The sequence below is a fragment of the Celeribacter arenosi genome (assembly GCF_039539485.1).
Lineage (GTDB): Bacteria > Pseudomonadota > Alphaproteobacteria > Rhodobacterales > Rhodobacteraceae > Celeribacter > Celeribacter arenosi.
This window is the reverse complement of record NZ_BAABDF010000007.1, coordinates 1-14,118: the sequence shown is the minus strand read 5'-3', so window position 1 is coordinate 14,118 and position 14,118 is coordinate 1. Positions and strand designations below refer to the sequence as shown.

Annotated in this window: 27 protein-coding genes; 2 read left to right on the top strand and 25 right to left on the bottom strand. The window is 55.7% G+C overall.

Going from position 1 to position 14,118, the window contains the following annotated elements; translation table 11 throughout:
* Positions 1 to 166: 166 nt before the first annotated feature.
* The 13 genes from ABD815_RS07655 to rpmC form a co-directional block, all read right to left on the bottom strand.
* Positions 167 to 943 carry an MBL fold metallo-hydrolase gene (locus ABD815_RS07655; protein ID WP_344845922.1) on the bottom strand — a complete coding sequence of 259 codons (777 nt, stop codon included), beginning with the start codon at positions 941 to 943 and terminating at the stop codon, positions 167 to 169.
* Positions 944 to 1,062: 119 nt separating this feature from the next.
* Positions 1,063 to 1,746: an aquaporin Z gene (gene aqpZ, locus ABD815_RS07650; protein ID WP_344845920.1), complete on the bottom strand. Its 684-nt coding sequence runs from the start codon at positions 1,744 to 1,746 to the stop codon at positions 1,063 to 1,065.
* Positions 1,747 to 2,014: 268 nt separating this feature from the next.
* Positions 2,015 to 2,203 carry a 50S ribosomal protein L30 gene (rpmD, locus tag ABD815_RS07645; RefSeq protein ID WP_344845917.1) on the bottom strand — a complete coding sequence of 63 codons (189 nt, stop codon included), beginning with the start codon at positions 2,201 to 2,203 and terminating at the stop codon, positions 2,015 to 2,017.
* Positions 2,204 to 2,215: 12 nt separating this feature from the next.
* Positions 2,216 to 2,785 carry a 30S ribosomal protein S5 gene (gene rpsE, locus ABD815_RS07640; protein WP_344845916.1) on the bottom strand — a complete coding sequence of 190 codons (570 nt, stop codon included), beginning with the start codon at positions 2,783 to 2,785 and terminating at the stop codon, positions 2,216 to 2,218.
* A 122-nt stretch (positions 2,786 to 2,907) separates the two neighbouring features.
* Positions 2,908 to 3,267: a 50S ribosomal protein L18 gene (gene rplR, locus ABD815_RS07635; protein ID WP_344845914.1), complete on the bottom strand. Its 360-nt coding sequence runs from the start codon at positions 3,265 to 3,267 to the stop codon at positions 2,908 to 2,910.
* 11 nt (positions 3,268 to 3,278) lie between these two features.
* On the bottom strand, positions 3,279 to 3,812 hold the full coding sequence (gene rplF / locus ABD815_RS07630; RefSeq protein ID WP_344845912.1) for a 50S ribosomal protein L6: 534 nt from the start codon (positions 3,810 to 3,812) through the stop codon (positions 3,279 to 3,281).
* Positions 3,813 to 3,824: 12 nt separating this feature from the next.
* Positions 3,825 to 4,217: a 30S ribosomal protein S8 gene (gene rpsH, locus ABD815_RS07625; RefSeq protein ID WP_344845910.1), complete on the bottom strand. Its 393-nt coding sequence runs from the start codon at positions 4,215 to 4,217 to the stop codon at positions 3,825 to 3,827.
* A 13-nt stretch (positions 4,218 to 4,230) separates the two neighbouring features.
* Entirely contained in the window at positions 4,231 to 4,536 is a 306-nt protein-coding gene (rpsN, locus tag ABD815_RS07620) for a 30S ribosomal protein S14 (protein ID WP_344845908.1), read from the bottom strand.
* An 18-nt stretch (positions 4,537 to 4,554) separates the two neighbouring features.
* Positions 4,555 to 5,118, bottom strand: a complete 564-nt coding sequence (rplE, locus tag ABD815_RS07615; RefSeq protein WP_344845905.1) for a 50S ribosomal protein L5 — start codon at positions 5,116 to 5,118, stop codon at positions 4,555 to 4,557.
* Positions 5,118 to 5,423 carry a 50S ribosomal protein L24 gene (gene rplX, locus ABD815_RS07610; protein ID WP_344845902.1) on the bottom strand — a complete coding sequence of 102 codons (306 nt, stop codon included), beginning with the start codon at positions 5,421 to 5,423 and terminating at the stop codon, positions 5,118 to 5,120. The genes rplE and rplX overlap by 1 nt, the downstream gene beginning before the upstream one ends.
* On the bottom strand, positions 5,423 to 5,791 hold the full coding sequence (gene rplN / locus ABD815_RS07605; RefSeq protein ID WP_009574016.1) for a 50S ribosomal protein L14: 369 nt from the start codon (positions 5,789 to 5,791) through the stop codon (positions 5,423 to 5,425). Before rplN ends, rplX begins: the two co-directional genes overlap by 1 nt.
* A gap of 79 nt (positions 5,792 to 5,870) precedes the next feature.
* Positions 5,871 to 6,098: a 30S ribosomal protein S17 gene (gene rpsQ, locus ABD815_RS07600; protein WP_344845876.1), complete on the bottom strand. Its 228-nt coding sequence runs from the start codon at positions 6,096 to 6,098 to the stop codon at positions 5,871 to 5,873.
* A gap of 12 nt (positions 6,099 to 6,110) precedes the next feature.
* Entirely contained in the window at positions 6,111 to 6,311 is a 201-nt protein-coding gene (rpmC, locus tag ABD815_RS07595; protein WP_344845873.1) for a 50S ribosomal protein L29, read from the bottom strand.
* A 216-nt stretch (positions 6,312 to 6,527) separates the two neighbouring features.
* Here rpmC and ABD815_RS07590 point away from each other — a divergent pair, with 216 nt between their 5' ends.
* Both ABD815_RS07590 and ABD815_RS07585 read left to right on the top strand, forming a co-directional pair.
* A complete protein-coding gene (locus ABD815_RS07590; RefSeq protein WP_344845870.1) occupies positions 6,528 to 7,148 on the top strand; it encodes a 2OG-Fe(II) oxygenase family protein in 621 nt (206 codons plus the stop codon).
* 47 nt (positions 7,149 to 7,195) lie between these two features.
* Positions 7,196 to 7,588: a hypothetical protein gene (locus tag ABD815_RS07585; protein WP_344845868.1), complete on the top strand. Its 393-nt coding sequence runs from the start codon at positions 7,196 to 7,198 to the stop codon at positions 7,586 to 7,588.
* Positions 7,589 to 7,615: 27 nt separating this feature from the next.
* Here the strand turns inward: ABD815_RS07585 and ABD815_RS07580 are convergent, their stop codons facing one another.
* The 12 genes from ABD815_RS07580 to ABD815_RS07525 form a co-directional block, all read right to left on the bottom strand.
* Entirely contained in the window at positions 7,616 to 8,104 is a 489-nt protein-coding gene (locus ABD815_RS07580; RefSeq protein ID WP_344845865.1) for a cupin domain-containing protein, read from the bottom strand.
* 210 nt (positions 8,105 to 8,314) lie between these two features.
* Positions 8,315 to 8,728: a 50S ribosomal protein L16 gene (rplP, locus tag ABD815_RS07575; RefSeq protein WP_344845863.1), complete on the bottom strand. Its 414-nt coding sequence runs from the start codon at positions 8,726 to 8,728 to the stop codon at positions 8,315 to 8,317.
* Between the two features lie 13 nt (positions 8,729 to 8,741).
* Positions 8,742 to 9,449, bottom strand: a complete 708-nt coding sequence (gene rpsC / locus ABD815_RS07570; protein ID WP_344845861.1) for a 30S ribosomal protein S3 — start codon at positions 9,447 to 9,449, stop codon at positions 8,742 to 8,744.
* Complete coding sequence (gene rplV / locus ABD815_RS07565) at positions 9,449 to 9,829, bottom strand: 50S ribosomal protein L22 (RefSeq protein ID WP_344845858.1); 381 nt, start codon at positions 9,827 to 9,829, stop codon at positions 9,449 to 9,451. The genes rpsC and rplV overlap by 1 nt, the downstream gene beginning before the upstream one ends.
* 3 nt (positions 9,830 to 9,832) lie before the next feature.
* Positions 9,833 to 10,111, bottom strand: coding sequence for a 30S ribosomal protein S19 (rpsS, locus tag ABD815_RS07560; protein ID WP_344845856.1), 279 nt, complete (start codon positions 10,109 to 10,111; stop codon positions 9,833 to 9,835).
* 3 nt (positions 10,112 to 10,114) lie between these two features.
* Positions 10,115 to 10,954, bottom strand: coding sequence for a 50S ribosomal protein L2 (gene rplB / locus ABD815_RS07555; protein WP_344845854.1), 840 nt, complete (start codon positions 10,952 to 10,954; stop codon positions 10,115 to 10,117).
* 206 nt (positions 10,955 to 11,160) lie between these two features.
* A complete protein-coding gene (locus ABD815_RS07550; RefSeq protein ID WP_344845851.1) occupies positions 11,161 to 11,697 on the bottom strand; it encodes a hypothetical protein in 537 nt (178 codons plus the stop codon).
* Between the two features lie 160 nt (positions 11,698 to 11,857).
* Positions 11,858 to 12,154 carry a 50S ribosomal protein L23 gene (locus ABD815_RS07545; protein WP_344845849.1) on the bottom strand — a complete coding sequence of 99 codons (297 nt, stop codon included), beginning with the start codon at positions 12,152 to 12,154 and terminating at the stop codon, positions 11,858 to 11,860.
* Positions 12,151 to 12,771 (bottom strand): 50S ribosomal protein L4, encoded by a 621-nt coding sequence (gene rplD / locus ABD815_RS07540; protein ID WP_344845847.1) that lies wholly within the window; start codon positions 12,769 to 12,771, stop codon positions 12,151 to 12,153. Before rplD ends, ABD815_RS07545 begins: the two co-directional genes overlap by 4 nt.
* Positions 12,768 to 13,592 (bottom strand): 50S ribosomal protein L3, encoded by an 825-nt coding sequence (gene rplC / locus ABD815_RS07535; RefSeq protein ID WP_344845845.1) that lies wholly within the window; start codon positions 13,590 to 13,592, stop codon positions 12,768 to 12,770. Before rplC ends, rplD begins: the two co-directional genes overlap by 4 nt.
* Before the next feature lie 15 nt (positions 13,593 to 13,607).
* Positions 13,608 to 13,916 (bottom strand): 30S ribosomal protein S10, encoded by a 309-nt coding sequence (gene rpsJ / locus ABD815_RS07530; RefSeq protein ID WP_066607445.1) that lies wholly within the window; start codon positions 13,914 to 13,916, stop codon positions 13,608 to 13,610.
* A 130-nt stretch (positions 13,917 to 14,046) separates the two neighbouring features.
* Positions 14,047 to 14,118, bottom strand: a 72-nt coding sequence (locus ABD815_RS07525) for an EF-Tu C-terminal domain-related protein (protein ID WP_303506052.1), incomplete at its 5' end; no start/stop codon positions are given.

Sequence of the window (14,118 nt, the reverse complement as noted above, 5' to 3'; positions counted from 1 at the left end):
CGTCGACGATTCTTCGCGGGTTAGGGAATTATTCTACGCGCAGGACAGCTTCGGGTTGAAATGAACTGATTGTCCCACACCCTTATGGGGAGGATGGGTGACGAATTGGGCGAAACGAACACGTGACGCGTTTTTCGGAACGCCCCGCCCAAGAAGATTTTTGCTACTACCCCAGTTCACCCGGCGCGTACCAATCGCCGAATTCCACTTTGGTGCCTTCATCAACAAGCGACGCGAAGTATTCAGGGTCCTGTGTCCCCCCATCGCGCCCGCGGTAGTGATAGGGATACACGTAGGTGGGTTTGAACGTATTGACGGCTTTTGCTGCCTGATCTGCATCCATCGTGAACGGCAAGTTCATGCACAGAAATGCGAGGTCGATATTTTCCAGAGCCAACATTTCGGGGGTGGGTTCGGTATCGCCCGAAATATAGGTGCGGAAACCTTCCATGCTTAGCACGTAGCCGTTGTCGCGACCGAGCGGATGGAAATTCTTGCGCTCCTCGGTCGTATTGTAGGCCGGAATAGCGTCAATGGTGAGCCCCATCGCCTCCATGCTCTCACCATTGGCTATAGCCGTCGTCTGGCCTTGGAGTGCCTCTGGAAGTTTGTCGTAAACCGCCGGATTGGTGATCATCGGCGTATCACCTGCGATTGCGTTGAGGACGTCGAGGGAAAAGTGGTCCCCGTGCTCGTGGGTCACGAGGATGAGGTCCGGCGCAGGGAACTCTGCATAATCGGCGGCGGCACCAACCGGGTCGACATAAATGACACCCGAGGGAGTCTCCATCACAAAGCTTGCATGTGCGACGGGGTGAACCGAAATCTTGCCGTCCATGAAAACGTCCGATTCATGATTGTCTGCGCGGGCAGCGAAGGGAAGGATGGTGATCGCGCCCGTGGTTGCGACACCTGCCAGGAAAGTACGTCTACTGTGCGTCATGTTGAATCCTCCTATCAAGTGGTGAGGAGATAGGCCGACTGCGGTTGTTGGCAATGGACTGCGCAAACAAAAAAGCCCCCCGACGAGCGGGGGGCAGTTGGATCCTTCTTCCACGGATCTTAGTTTTTGATGTCGAGCATGCCCGTGCGGAACAAAAAGCCCGATATCAATGCGCCGAGGATTGGCGCGAGGATGAACAGCCAGAGTTGGCCGATCGCCGCGCCTCCCGCAAAGAGTGCCGGCCCGATTGAGCGGGCTGGGTTCACCGAAACGCCAGTCACGTTGATACCAACCAAGTGGATCACGACAAGCGTCAGGCCAATGGCCAAACCGGCAAAGCCGACAGGTGCGCCTGCGCCGGTTGAGCCGAGAATGACAGTCACAAAGAGAAAGGTTGCCACAAGTTCGAATACAAACGCCGCGCCCATGGAATACTCACCAAGATAGCCTGCGCCCCATCCGTTCTGGCCCAAACCGTTGGCTGCGACAGTGTAATCTGCCTTGCCCGAAGCGATCATGAGGAGAACCGCAGCGGCGGCAATCGCGCCCGCAATCTGGGAAACGATGTACACAATGGCCTCAGAGATCGTCATACGACCCGCAGCGACAGCGCCCAACGAAACCGCGGGGTTAATGTGGCAGCCTGAGATGTGGCCGATGCCATAGGCCATACCGATGAGGGCGAGACCGAAGGCAAAAGAGATGCCGTAGAGACCAATGTCTCCCCCGGCAATCACGGCAGAGCCGCAGCCGAAGAGAACGAGGGTGAAAGTCCCGATAAATTCTGCAAGTGGTTTATTCATTTGGGTTTCCTGACTGTCTGGGTAGATGTCACCTCAGACAGTTACAGATCGACCCCTCTTGTCGTTAGGGGGAAACATCACGCAACCGTGACCATACCCGACGGGAAACGCGCACGTTGGAGTCGCTATTGCCGGCATCTCTTGGGCCGCGGCAGACGATCGTAAAAGGCAAGCGCGCAGAGCATTGACTGCCCTGTTGAGACCCGCACAAACGCAAAACGCCCCACCGGTAAGGGCGGGGCGTTGCGATGATGTCGATCGATGAGGCTTAGCCGCGCTCTTCGATGATCTCCACGAGGTGGGGGATCTTGCTAACCATACCACGAACCGAAGGCGTATCTTCGAGTTCACGGGTTTTGTGCATTTTGTTGAGACCCAGGCCGATCAGCGTTTCACGCTGTTTGGCGGGGCGACGGATCGGAGAGCCGATCTGTTTTACGACGATGGTTTTTGCCATGGTTCGGGTTCCTTACGCTTCTGCAGCTTCGGCGACTTCAGCAACCGGTGCATCGTCCTTGCGGAGGATGTCGGCGACTTTTTTGCCGCGACGCTGGGCCACGGAACGCGGGGAGGCTTCTTTACGAAGACCGTCCAGCGTAGCGCGGATCATGTTGTAGGGGTTCTGCGAACCGGTCGATTTGGCGACCACGTCCTGAATGCCAAGCATTTCAAAAACGGCACGCATTGGACCACCGGCGATGATGCCGGTACCGTGTGGTGCGGTGCGCATGACGACTTTACCGGCGCCGTGGCGACCTTCCATGTCGTGGTGCAGGGTGCGGCCCTCTTTGAGAGCGACGCGGATCATCTGGCGTTTCGCCTGCTCGGTGGCTTTACGAATGGCCTCAGGGACCTCTTTCGCTTTACCTTTGCCGAAGCCGACGCGGCCTTTTTGATCGCCAACAACCACGAGAGCGGCGAAGCCAAAGCGCTTACCACCCTTAACGGTTTTGGACACACGGTTGATCGCTACGAGACGATCAGCGAATTCTGGGGTTTCGTCGCGGTCGCGACCCCGACGGTTATCACGTTCTGCCATATGGACAGTCCTTCAAATGGTGGCGCGCTGTTGCGGCGCCGTTGTACTCGATCCTGGTGCTGAAAGTGCTGAATGCACTGGGCCCGGATCATCGGGAGGGCGCGAACGCCCTCCTCAGAAGCTTAGAACTTCAAACCACCTTCACGGGCAGCGTCGGCAAGTGCCTTCACTTTTCCGTGGAAGAGGAAACCACCGCGATCGAAGTAACACTCTTCGATACCGGCTTTCTTCGCCCGTTCTGCAATAGCCGCACCGATTTTGGCGGCGGCTTCGACATTGTTCTTGCCTTCCACGCCGAGATCTTTCTCGAGCGAGGATGCGGCAACGAGGGTTTTCCCCAGAACGTCGTCGATCAGCTGGGCGCTGATGTTTTTGTTCGAGCGGTGAACGGAAAGACGGAGCTTGCCGGAGTTGCTCTTGCGAAGTTTGTTGCGAACGCGCAGGCGGCGCTTCACGAACAGGTCTCGTTTGCTGTTTGCCATTTTCTGCGTCCTTACTTCTTCTTGCCTTCCTTGCGGAAGATGTACTCGTCTTTGTATTTGATGCCTTTGCCTTTGTAGGGCTCGGGCTTACGCCATTCACGGATGTTTGCCGCGACCTGGCCGACGAGTTGCGAATCGGAACCTTCAACAACGATCTCGGTCTGTTTGGGGGCCGTGACGGTAACGCCTTCGGGAACCTCAAAGTTGACCTCGTGCGAGTAACCGAGCGACAGCTTCAGGGTATTTCCCTGCATCTGGGCACGGTAACCAACGCCGTTGATTTCGAGCTCTTTTTTAAAGCCTTCGGACACGCCCTGCACGAGATTGGCGACAACAGTGCGGGACATGCCCCACTGCTGACGTGCGCGCTTGGATTTGCCACGTGGCGTTACGGAGATGGTGTTGTCCTCGAGTGTGAGGGTCACATCATCAGTTGCGGTGAAGGAATGGACGCCTTTCGGGCCCTTCACTTCAATGGTCTGGCCGGACACAGAGGCGGTAACGCCGCTGGGCAGATCGACCGGTTTTTTACCAATACGAGACATCGATGGACCTCCTTAGAAGACGGTGCAAAGAACTTCGCCACCAACATTGTTGGCACGAGCATTTGCATCCGACATCACACCTTTAGGGGTGGAGACAATCGACACACCGAGGCCCTGACGGACCGTCGGGATGTCCTTGACACCGAGGTAGACGCGACGGCCGGGCGTGGAAACACGCTTCAGCTCACGAATAACAGGGATGCCTTCGTAGTATTTGAGGCTGATCTCAAGGGTCGGGTGACCGTTAACATCAGTACCGCTTTCGTAGCCGCGGATGTAGCCCTCGTCGAGGAGCACATCGAGCACCCATGCACGCAGCTTGGACGCTGGCGTGGAGACGGTGGACTTGCCACGCATCTGGGAGTTGCGGATGCGGGTCAGCATATCGCCGATAGGATCGTTCATATCTGTGCCCTCCTTACCAGCTGGATTTCACGAGACCGGGGATCTGGCCGAAAGAGCCGAGTTCCCGCAGCATGATCCGGGACACCTTCAGCTTACGGTAGTAAGCGTGTGGACGTCCGGTCAGCTGACAACGGTTGTGGAGACGAGTTGCCGAGGAGTTCCGCGGCAGATCGGCCAGCTTCATGGAAGCGCGAAAACGCTCTTCCATCGGTTTGTCTTGGTCGTAGATGATTTCTTTGAGGGCAGCGCGTTTGGCGGCGAATTTCTTCACCAGCTTCTGACGCTTTTCCTCGCGGGCGATCATGGATTTCTTAGCCATGTGTCAAATTCCTCGCGCTTAGCTGTTGAAGGGCATGTTGAAAGCTTTCAACAGGCTCTTCGCTTCCGCGTCAGTCTTCGCGGTGGTTGCGATTACGATGTCCAGACCCCAGACTTCATCGACTTGGTCGAAGTTGATCTCGGGGAACACGATGTGCTCTTTCATGCCCATGGCGTAGTTGCCGCGGCCATCGAAAGAAGTGCCGGATACGCCGCGGAAGTCGCGGATACGTGGCATAGCGATCGTGATCAGACGATCAAGGAATTCGTACATACGGTCACCACGGAGTGTGACTTTTGCACCGAGCGGCATTTCCTCACGAACGCGGAAGCCAGCGATGGACTTCTTTGCTTTGGTGATGACGGCCATTTGGCCGGCAATAGCGGAGAGATCTGCCTGAGCCGATTTGGCTTTTTTGGTATCTTTCACCGCTTCGGCGCCACAGCCGATGTTCAGTACGATTTTGTCGAGGCGCGGGATCTGCATGTCGTTTTTGTAGCCGAACTCTTCTTTGAGAGCGGCACGAATGCTGTCCTTGAACGCGGCCTTGAGACGCGGGGTGTAGTTTGCTTGATCGAGCATTAGATTACGTCCCCCGTGGTCTTGGCGAAGCGCACTTTCTTGTCGCCATCCATACGGAAGCCAACGCGTGTTGCTTTGCCATTTTTGTCTACGATTGCGAGGTTGGACAGATCGATAGGCATAGCGACCGGTTTACGACCACCCTGCTCACCCTGCGTTGGCTTGGCGTGACGAAGAGCGACGTTGACGCCTTCCACGATTGCTTTGCCTTTAGCGGGCATCACAGTGGCGATTTCGCCCTGCTTGCCTTTGTCCTTGCCTGCAAGAACGACGACCTTGTCGCCTTTTTTCAACTTAGCAGCCATTAGAGCACCTCCGGAGCGAGCGAGATGATCTTCATAAAGTTTTTCGCGCGAAGCTCACGAACAACCGGGCCAAAGATACGTGTACCTACAGGCTCGTTGTTGTTGTTCAGGATGACGGCAGCGTTGCGATCAAAACGGATCGCTGTGCCATCTTCACGACGGACTTCTTTGGCGGTGCGAACGACGACGGCCTTACGGACGTCACCCTTTTTCACACGACCACGCGGAATGGCTTCTTTCACCGATACAACGATGATGTCACCCACGGACGCGTAACGACGGTGCGAACCGCCGAGGACCTTGATGCACTGAACTCGGCGAGCGCCTGAGTTGTCAGCTACATCCAGATTGGTCTGCATCTGGATCATTTGGTTTCTCCCGACCTTTGGGGAGGGCTGCAGCGCCCTATTCCCCCAGGGTTTCGATTAAATTGGTAAGCCGCCCTAATTAGGCGATAACTTCCCAACGCTTGGTTTTCGACTTTGGCGCACATTCCTGAATACGGACGGTGTCACCAACGCTGAACTGGTTCTTCTCATCGTGAGCCCGGTACTTTTTGGACTTACGGATCGTCTTTTGCAGAACGGGGTGTTTGAAGCGGCGCTCCACGGACACGGTCACGGTCTGTTCGTTCTGGTTCGAGGTTACAACCCCGGAAAGAATACGTTTAGGCATCTGGGTCGCTCCTTATTCAGCCGCTGCGGCAGCTTTTTCGTTCAGAATAGTCTTCACAAGTGCGGCCGAACGGCGCGCTTTGCGAATCTGAGCGGTGTTTTCGAGCTGACCCGTGGCCTGCTGAAAGCGCAGGTTGAAGGATTCTTTTTTCAGGTTTGCCAGATCTTCGCGGAGCTGGTCCGGAGTCTTGGCACGTAGTTCTTGGGCGTTCATATCGCCTCTCCTTAGTTCCTAACAGCACCGGTGGGCGCCCTTGTGGGGTGACCTCTGGTCCGGTGGGTTATGCAAAAACGACAAAGACCCCCGGATGGGGGAATCTCTGAGATGCCGCTCTATAAGGGAGTCGTGGCATCGCCGCAAGGATTGTTTGGCTTTTTCGGCAGGCTGGCGTAGGCACGACTGGAAATGGTCCACATACGGAGCCAAACCATGTCCACAATTGAATCCCTCTTTGCTACCCGCCTCTACCGCGCCTCCCTTTCGGAGCGCGGCCCAAAGGTCGATCCCGCGGAGTTGGAAGCCTCCTGCTACGCTATCGCCGAAGATGACGAGGCCGGTCAGCAATGGTGCGAAGATAACGCCTATCCGGGCTATACCTCTTATGCCTCCCTCACCGACCTGCCATGGCGGTTTCCGATTTTCAAAGACATGGTCGATGCGCTGGATAAACACGTTGCGGAGTTCGCACAGGACCTCCAATTCGACCTCGACGGGCGCAAACTGGTGCTCGAAGATCTCTGGATCAACATCCTTCCCGAAGGCGGCACACATGGTTCCCACATTCACCCTCACTCGGTGATTTCAGGGACAACATACATTTCCATGCCCGAAGGCGCATCGGCCCTCAAACTCGAGGATCCGCGCCACGCAATGATGATGGCCGCGCCCCCGCGCATCAAAGGCGCCCGTCGGGAGTTAAAGAGCTTTATCTATGTGCAGCCCGAGGTAGGTGATGTGTTGCTGTGGGAAAGCTGGCTGCGCCACGAGGTTCCGATGAACACAAGTGAAGACGACCGGATCAGCGTGTCTTTTAACTACAAATGGGGTTGACCGACCTGCCCTGTCGCCCATTAATCGGGTGAGAAATTCGGGGTGTTATGCTTTTAAATTACAAGTTCAAGCCCATCGAATTGATCGCAGGTGAGCAGATCGTATTTTCGGTCGACGGATTAGTCTTTCCAAACATCCGCGATCCGCTTTTCCACCTCGTGACGGCCATGTTATCTCCCGTACTCCTACCAATTTTTATCCACCGCGCCTTTCGCCCAATCGCTTATGTCATAACGACGAGAAGGGTCATGGTGGTGGAGCCGGCCGGTGTGGCGCAGTCGATCGATATCTCGGCGATCCAACGGATGCGCGGCACGCGTTGGTCACTGATGCTGTTCGGCAGCAACGGGGAGCGCCTTTGGATGAACAGAATGCCGGATTCGTGGCAGTTCGAAAGTATCATCAAGAGAGTTATCTCGAAACTTGAGCCGACCTTTTAACCGGCAGGTGTTCACTGCTGGCTCAGATCAACGCTCGTGCAAATAGGGTGAATCCGCCGGCTCTCCCGACAGCGTCGTGTAGCGCCGATTTTTGATTTCGCCATCCGGTCCACGTTCGAACGACAATACACGATCGTTTTCAGGGTAAGTCACCACATCACTCGATGACCGCGTGCCGATCATCAAATAGCTCGCCGACGTTTCTGAAACATTCTCAACAAAATGACCTAATGGCGCTCCGGCCTTAAACGTGGCGGCCTCGCCGCGCTGAAGCGTGAATGTGTGGCCCCCTTCATGCACCAGAACCTCACCGGAAAGCATGTAGAGCATTTCATCTTCGCTCGAATGCCAGTGCTTGATGGATGAGGATGATCCGGGAGGCAGGGTTTCAACGAATGCCCCGAACTGGGTCAAACCGCCACTATCGCTAAACAACAGGGCTTCGAAGGCACCGCAGGGGTGACCAACGCCATCATGGCTGTCTTTGCGAACTGTTTCGGGCGTGAATTTCGGCATGTGACTGACGGCTCCGATGTATTGCGATCATACGAAGACGTTAGCCCAAACACCCGCTATCGCAAGCGTGCTAACGCGGGGCCACTGAACGAAAAACCCCCGCCGATTTCTCGGCGGGGGTTCTTATTTCTCAACCGGGGTGCGGGCCGGACAAAATCGGTGACTTTGCTGAAACCGCGCGGGTCAAAAACGCGAAAGCGTTTTCGGCCTTTACCAGTCTTCGCGCATCACAGTGCGTGTTTTGATCGGAAGTTTCATTGCTGCGAGGCGGAGTGCTTCGCGTGCAATGTCTTCTGGAACGCCGTCGATTTCGAACATGACGCGGCCGGGTTTGACCTTACATGCCCAATAATCCACGGAACCCTTACCTTTACCCATACGGACTTCGGTCGGTTTCGAAGTGACCGGTACGTCTGGGAAAATACGGATCCAAACACGGCCCTGACGTTTCATGTGACGCGTCATGGCACGACGTGCAGCTTCGATCTGGCGTGCAGTTACACGCTCAGGCTCGACAGCTTTAAGACCGAAGTTACCGAAAGTGAGATCGGAACCGCCTTTTGCCTGGCCTTTGATCCGGCCCTTGAACATCTTGCGGAATTTTGTGCGCTTTGGCTGAAGCATTTTTCAGGTCTCCTTAGCGACGGCCGCGGTCGCCGCGAGGCGCCGGACCTTGCTGGAGTTCTTCAGCGCGACGGTCACGAGCCTGCGGGTCGTGTTCCATAATCTCGCCTTTGAAGATCCAGGTTTTGATGCCGATGATGCCATAGGCAGTCATTGCTTCGGCGTGAGCGTAGTCGATGTCCGCACGCAGAGTGTGCAACGGCACGCGACCTTCGCGATACCATTCGGTACGCGCGATTTCAGCGCCGCCAAGACGGCCTGCAACGTTCACTTTGATGCCGAGAGCGCCCATGCGCATTGCGTTCTGAACGGCGCGCTTCATCGCACGACGGAAAGAAACACGACGCTCGAGCTGCTGAGCGATGGACTCGGCCACGAGGGCTGCATCCAACTCAGGCTTGCGCACTTCAACGATGTTGAGGTGCAGCTCGCTGTCGGTCATCGCGGCGATTTTCTTGCGCAGACCTTCGATGTCTGCACCTTTCTTGCCGATGATGACGCCCGGACGTGCGGTGTGGATCGTGACGCGGCACTTTTTGTGCGGACGCTCGATGATCACACGGCTGATGCCGGCCTGCTTGCATTCTTCTTTGATGAACGCACGGATACGAAGGTCTTCGAGAAGAAGATCACCGTAGTCCTTGGTGTCGGCGTACCAGCGGCTATCCCAGGTGCGGTTGACCTGGAGACGCATACCGATCGGGTTTACCTTATGACCCATTAGCTTTGCTCCTCAACTTGACGCACCTTGATGGTGATTTCAGCAAACGGCTTCATGATCTTGCCGAACCGGCCACGGGCACGGGGACGACCGCGCTTCATGGTGAGGTTCTTGCCGACCCACGCTTCGGCGACGATGAGTTCATCGACGTCGAGGTTGTGGTTGTTCTCGGCGTTGGCAATCGCGGACTGAAGACATTTCTTCACGTCTGCGGCAATCCGTTTGTTGGAGAAAGTCAGGTCCGTGAGAGCACGGTCAACTTTTTTACCACGGATCATCTGAGCCACGAGGTTCAGTTTCTGCGGCGAAACGCGAAGCATTTTGGTTTTGGCCATTGCTTCGTTGTCAGCCACGCGACGGGAATTTGATACCTTACCCATGACTTATTTCCGCTTCGCTTTTTTATCAGCTGCGTGACCGTAGTAGGTCCGTGTCGGTGCGTACTCACCGAACTTCTGACCAATCATGTCTTCGCTGACGTTGACGGGAATGTGCTTCTGGCCGTTGTACACACCAAAGGTGAGACCAACGAACTGAGGCAGGATGGTGGAGCGGCGCGACCAGATCTTGATGACCTCGTTGCGGCCCGACTCGCGGGATTTTTCGGCCTTCTTGAGGACATATGCGTCCACAAACGGGCCTTTCCAGACAGAACGTGCCATATCTTAGCGACCCTTTTTCCGAGCGTGACGGGAGCGGATGATAAGTTTATCCGAACCCTTGTTCTTGCGCGTTTTTGCGCCTTTCGTCGGCTTACCCCATGGCGTCACTGGGTGACGACCACCAGATGTCCGGCCTTCACCACCACCGTGCGGGTGATCGATCGGGTTCATAACAACACCACGAACAGAGGGGCGGATGCCCTTGTGGCGGTTACGACCGGCTTTACCGATGTTCTGGTTGGAGTTGTCAGGGTTGGACACGGCACCAACGGTGGCCATGCATTCCTGACGGACCATGCGCAATTCGCCCGAAGAGAGGCGGATCTGTGCGTAGCCACCATCACGACCAACGAACTGGGCGTAGGTGCCTGCGGCACGTGCGATCTGACCACCTTTGCCGGGCTTAAGCTCGACGTTGTGGACGATCGTACCGATGGGCAGACCGGAGAAAGGCATCGCGTTGCCCGGCTTCACGTCGGCTTTGGCAGCGGCGATCACTTTGTCACCAACAGCGAGACGCTGTGGCGCAAGGATGTAGGCCTGCTCGCCATCTTCATATTTGATCAGTGCGATAAACGCGGTGCGGTTCGGGTCATATTCGATCCGTTCCACAGTCGCTGCGACATCAAACTTGTTACGTTTGAAATCGACGATACGATAGAGACGCTTTGCCCCGCCGCCTTTGCGGCGCATCGTGATCCGTCCGGTGTTGTTCCGGCCGCCGTTCTTGGACAAACCCTCAGTGAGAGATTTGACCGGGCGTCCTTTCCAGAGCTCCGAACGGTCGATCAGAACCAACCCACGTTGGCCAGGCGTCGTCGGCTTATACGACTTGAGTGCCATGCTTTCTGTCTTCCGTTTAGCTACGGCGGTCCCTTTTGAGGTGTCCCGCCTATGTGTTAGCCCCCTCGAGAGGTGACCGAGATATAGGGCCCCGAAGGTCCCCGAATTCAAACATCACGAGGCCCCAGAACGAATCCGGGGCCACGTGATGCGCGGGGTATAGTGGGAGTCTGTGTGGCTGTCTAGGGATGATGCTCGCTACAAGTCTACTGAACACATTTTAACTTTGCGAAGAAGAACCGATCATCAGAAAAGCTAGCAAGGCGTCCAGTGGCCCTTACGCGTAAATCAAGCGCACGGTCATACCCAATCCACTGACAGCGACCATCTGCTTCCACTGCTGTTTTGGCCAGCGCGATCAAATCGCCCGCTGCAGGCTTCCTCACCGCACCCATTGCTGCACGAAGGCGGCGATCACATTCAGTATAATATTTACCGTCAAATACCGGGCGACCATTTACACTATGAGATGACGCCATTTTGCACTCCTTGTCAGACGACATCTGCTGCCCGTCAGGCATGGTAATCCTGACATTTGAAGCCGTTGCTCCAAACATATAGATACTTTCACCCGCCTCCTGTGGAAATGAAGCCTTATGCAACTTGCTTATCTTCAGGAAATCATTCCAAAACAAATCTAACTCACCATAAGCAACTTTGTAGCGTCCTTCCACCTGCCCACTAGAACAAGCAACCAACACACTGCAAACGAACAATCTAAATATTAAGGTGAATATCCGCAAATCAAATTTCCTTTTTAAAGATCATCTTCGGTCGATGTAATTTCTTCACAAACAATATCCGAGCAAATTGAATACAAAAAGCCCCCCAATTTCTCGGGGGGCCTTTAAACTTTACAGGTCCACTGATCATTGAGGATCAGCTTCAAGTCCGGGTCGGACCTTAGAGACCGGTCGACACGTCGATGGAATTACCCTCTTCGAGCGTGACATAGGCTTTCTTGACGTCTTTACGTTTGCCAGGCTGACCGCGGAAACGCTTGGTCTTACCTTTGGTGACAACCGTGTTGACCGCTTTGACCTTCACACCAAAAAGCTCTTCAACAGCTTTTTTGATCTGCGGCTTGTTGGAGTCGATGGCGACTTCAAAAACCACAGCACCGTGCTCAGAAGCCATAGTGGCTTTCTCGGTGATGATCGGCTTGCGGATCACGTCGTAGAGTTCTGCTTTGTTGGTCATTTCAAACGAGCCTCCAGAGCTTCGATACCCGCTTTGGTGATCACGAGAGTGTCACGCTTGAGGATATCATACACGTTGGCGCCCATGGTCGGCAGGATGTCGACACCAGCGATATTCGCAGCCGCAGCTTTGAAATTCGCATCAACGTCGGTTCCGTCGATAACCAGAACGCGTTTCCAGCCCTGCTCCTTCACAGCACGTGCCAGCAATGCGGTTTTGGCTTCTGCGAGTTTCGCATCTTCCAGAACCACGAGATTGCCAGTTGCGGCTTTCGCGGAGAGCGCATGTTTCAGACCGAGCTTGCGGAATTTCTTCGTCAGCTCGTGGCCGTGGGAACGCGGGGTCGGGCCCTTGTAGATACCACCTTTACGGAAGATCGGCGCCTTGCGGGAACCGTGACGTGCGCCACCGGTGCCTTTTTGGCGATAGATCTTTTTGGTGGAATAGGACACTTCCGAACGGGTCTTCACCTTGTGGGTGCCGGCCTGCGCGTTGTTACGCTGCCAACGCACCACACGGTGCAGGATGTCGGTGCGCGGTTCCAGACCGAAGAGGGCTTCGTCGAGATCGAGCGTCCCGGCTTTGCCGCCGTCGAGTTTGATCACGTCGAGTTTCATTCGTCGCCTTCCTTCTTCTCAGTAGCGTTCAGGGACGCTTCTTCGGCAGCGGCGGCTTCTGCGGCAGCGGCTTCTGCAGCGGCGGCTTCGGCGGCGGCAGCTTCAGCAGCGGCAGCTTCGGCAACTTTCGCAGCTTCAGCAGCAGCGGAACGCAGAGCGGCGGGCAGAATTGCGTTGTCAGGGAACGGTTTTTTAACCGCGTCCTTAACAGTCACCCAACCACCTTTGGAGCCGGGAACGGCGCCTTTGACCATGATCAGGCCACGGTCGGTATCGGTTTTGACAACCTGCAGGTTCTGTGTGGTGACGCGAACGGCACCCATGTGACCGGCCATCTTCTTACCTTTGAAGACTTTACCCGGATCCTGACACTGACCTGTGGAGCCGTGCGAACGGTGGGAAACGGACACACCGTGAGTAGCGCGCAGGCCCCCAAAGTTGTGACGTTTCATCGAACCGGCAAATCCTTTACCGATCGACGTACCGGACACGTCTACAAACTGACCTTCGAAGTAATGGTCGGCGATGATTTCTTCGCCAACATTGATCAGGTTCTCTGCATCCACGCGGAATTCGGCGATTTTGCGTTTCGGCGCAACATTCGCCGCGGCAAAGTGACCGCGCATGGCTTTGGAGGTCCGTTTCGCTTTTGCGGAACCGGCACCGAGCTGAACAGCAGAGTAGCCGTCTTTTTCGGAGGTCCGCTGAGCGACAACCTGAAGGTTTTCGAGTTGAAGAACGGTTACAGGAATCTGTTTTCCGTCTTCCATGAAGAGGCGGGTCATGCCGACCTTCTTCGCAATTACACCAGAGCGCAACATTACCAGGTGCCCTCCTTAAACTTTGATTTCGACGTCAACGCCAGCGGCGAGGTCGAGCTTCATCAGCGCGTCCACGGTCTGGGGCGTCGGGTCCACGATGTCGAGCAGACGCTTGTGCGTACGGATCTCGAACTGGTCGCGGGACTTTTTGTCGATGTGCGGGCCACGGAGAACCGTGAACTTTTCAATCTTGTTGGGCAGCGGGATCGGGCCACGGACCTGAGCGCCAGTGCGCTTTGCCGTGTTGACGATTTCCTGCGTGGACGCATCCAGGACGCGGAAATCAAATGCCTTCAGCCGAATGCGAATATTTTGCGACTGCATATTGTAGCCTTTCGCGGGCTTCACCGGTTGAGAGGTCGAAACGGCACCATTGCCGATCCCACGTCGAACCTGAAAAGGAATTCGGGGCGGATACACCCGCCCCGAACGTCGTGCAAGTCCCTTTCGGGAATTACTCGATAATCTTGGAAACGACGCCGGAACCCACGGTGCGGCCGCCTTCGCGGATAGCGAAACGCAGGCC

Coding starts and splice junctions, on each gene's coding strand:
- rplD (WP_344845847.1), bottom strand. CDS start 12,771: ATGAAACTCGACGTGATCAAACTCGACGGCGGCAAAGCCGGGACGCTC.
- rpmC (WP_344845873.1), bottom strand. CDS start 6,311: ATGAACGCCCAAGAACTACGTGCCAAGACTCCGGACCAGCTCCGCGAA.
- rpsN (WP_344845908.1), bottom strand. CDS start 4,536: ATGGCTAAGAAATCCATGATCGCCCGCGAGGAAAAGCGTCAGAAGCTG.
- ABD815_RS07655 (WP_344845922.1), bottom strand. CDS start 943: ATGACGCACAGTAGACGTACTTTCCTGGCAGGTGTCGCAACCACGGGC.
- rpsH (WP_344845910.1), bottom strand. CDS start 4,217: ATGAACGATCCTATCGGCGATATGCTGACCCGCATCCGCAACTCCCAG.
- ABD815_RS07545 (WP_344845849.1), bottom strand. CDS start 12,154: ATGACCAACAAAGCAGAACTCTACGACGTGATCCGCAAGCCGATCATC.
- rplB (WP_344845854.1), bottom strand. CDS start 10,954: ATGGCACTCAAGTCGTATAAGCCGACGACGCCTGGCCAACGTGGGTTG.
- rplE (WP_344845905.1), bottom strand. CDS start 5,118: ATGCTCGATCAAGCAAACTACACCCCGCGTCTCAAGGCCGCGTTCAAG.
- rplR (WP_344845914.1), bottom strand. CDS start 3,267: ATGGCAAACAGCAAACGAGACCTGTTCGTGAAGCGCCGCCTGCGCGTT.
- rplC (WP_344845845.1), bottom strand. CDS start 13,592: ATGTTGCGCTCTGGTGTAATTGCGAAGAAGGTCGGCATGACCCGCCTC.
- rplV (WP_344845858.1), bottom strand. CDS start 9,829: ATGGGTAAGGTATCAAATTCCCGTCGCGTGGCTGACAACGAAGCAATG.
- rplF (WP_344845912.1), bottom strand. CDS start 3,812: ATGTCTCGTATTGGTAAAAAACCGGTCGATCTGCCCAGCGGCGTTACC.
- rplP (WP_344845863.1), bottom strand. CDS start 8,728: ATGCTTCAGCCAAAGCGCACAAAATTCCGCAAGATGTTCAAGGGCCGG.
- rpmD (WP_344845917.1), bottom strand. CDS start 2,203: ATGGCAAAAACCATCGTCGTAAAACAGATCGGCTCTCCGATCCGTCGC.
- rpsJ (WP_066607445.1), bottom strand. CDS start 13,916: ATGCAGTCGCAAAATATTCGCATTCGGCTGAAGGCATTTGATTTCCGC.
- ABD815_RS07590 (WP_344845870.1), top strand. CDS start 6,528: ATGTCCACAATTGAATCCCTCTTTGCTACCCGCCTCTACCGCGCCTCC.
- rpsC (WP_344845861.1), bottom strand. CDS start 9,449: ATGGGTCATAAGGTAAACCCGATCGGTATGCGTCTCCAGGTCAACCGC.
- rpsE (WP_344845916.1), bottom strand. CDS start 2,785: ATGGCAGAACGTGATAACCGTCGGGGTCGCGACCGCGACGAAACCCCA.
- aqpZ (WP_344845920.1), bottom strand. CDS start 1,746: ATGAATAAACCACTTGCAGAATTTATCGGGACTTTCACCCTCGTTCTC.
- rpsS (WP_344845856.1), bottom strand. CDS start 10,111: ATGGCACGTTCTGTCTGGAAAGGCCCGTTTGTGGACGCATATGTCCTC.
- rplX (WP_344845902.1), bottom strand. CDS start 5,423: ATGGCTGCTAAGTTGAAAAAAGGCGACAAGGTCGTCGTTCTTGCAGGC.
- rpsQ (WP_344845876.1), bottom strand. CDS start 6,098: ATGCCTAAACGTATTCTTTCCGGGGTTGTAACCTCGAACCAGAACGAA.
- ABD815_RS07585 (WP_344845868.1), top strand. CDS start 7,196: ATGCTTTTAAATTACAAGTTCAAGCCCATCGAATTGATCGCAGGTGAG.
- rplN (WP_009574016.1), bottom strand. CDS start 5,791: ATGATCCAGATGCAGACCAATCTGGATGTAGCTGACAACTCAGGCGCT.
- ABD815_RS07580 (WP_344845865.1), bottom strand. CDS start 8,104: ATGCCGAAATTCACGCCCGAAACAGTTCGCAAAGACAGCCATGATGGC.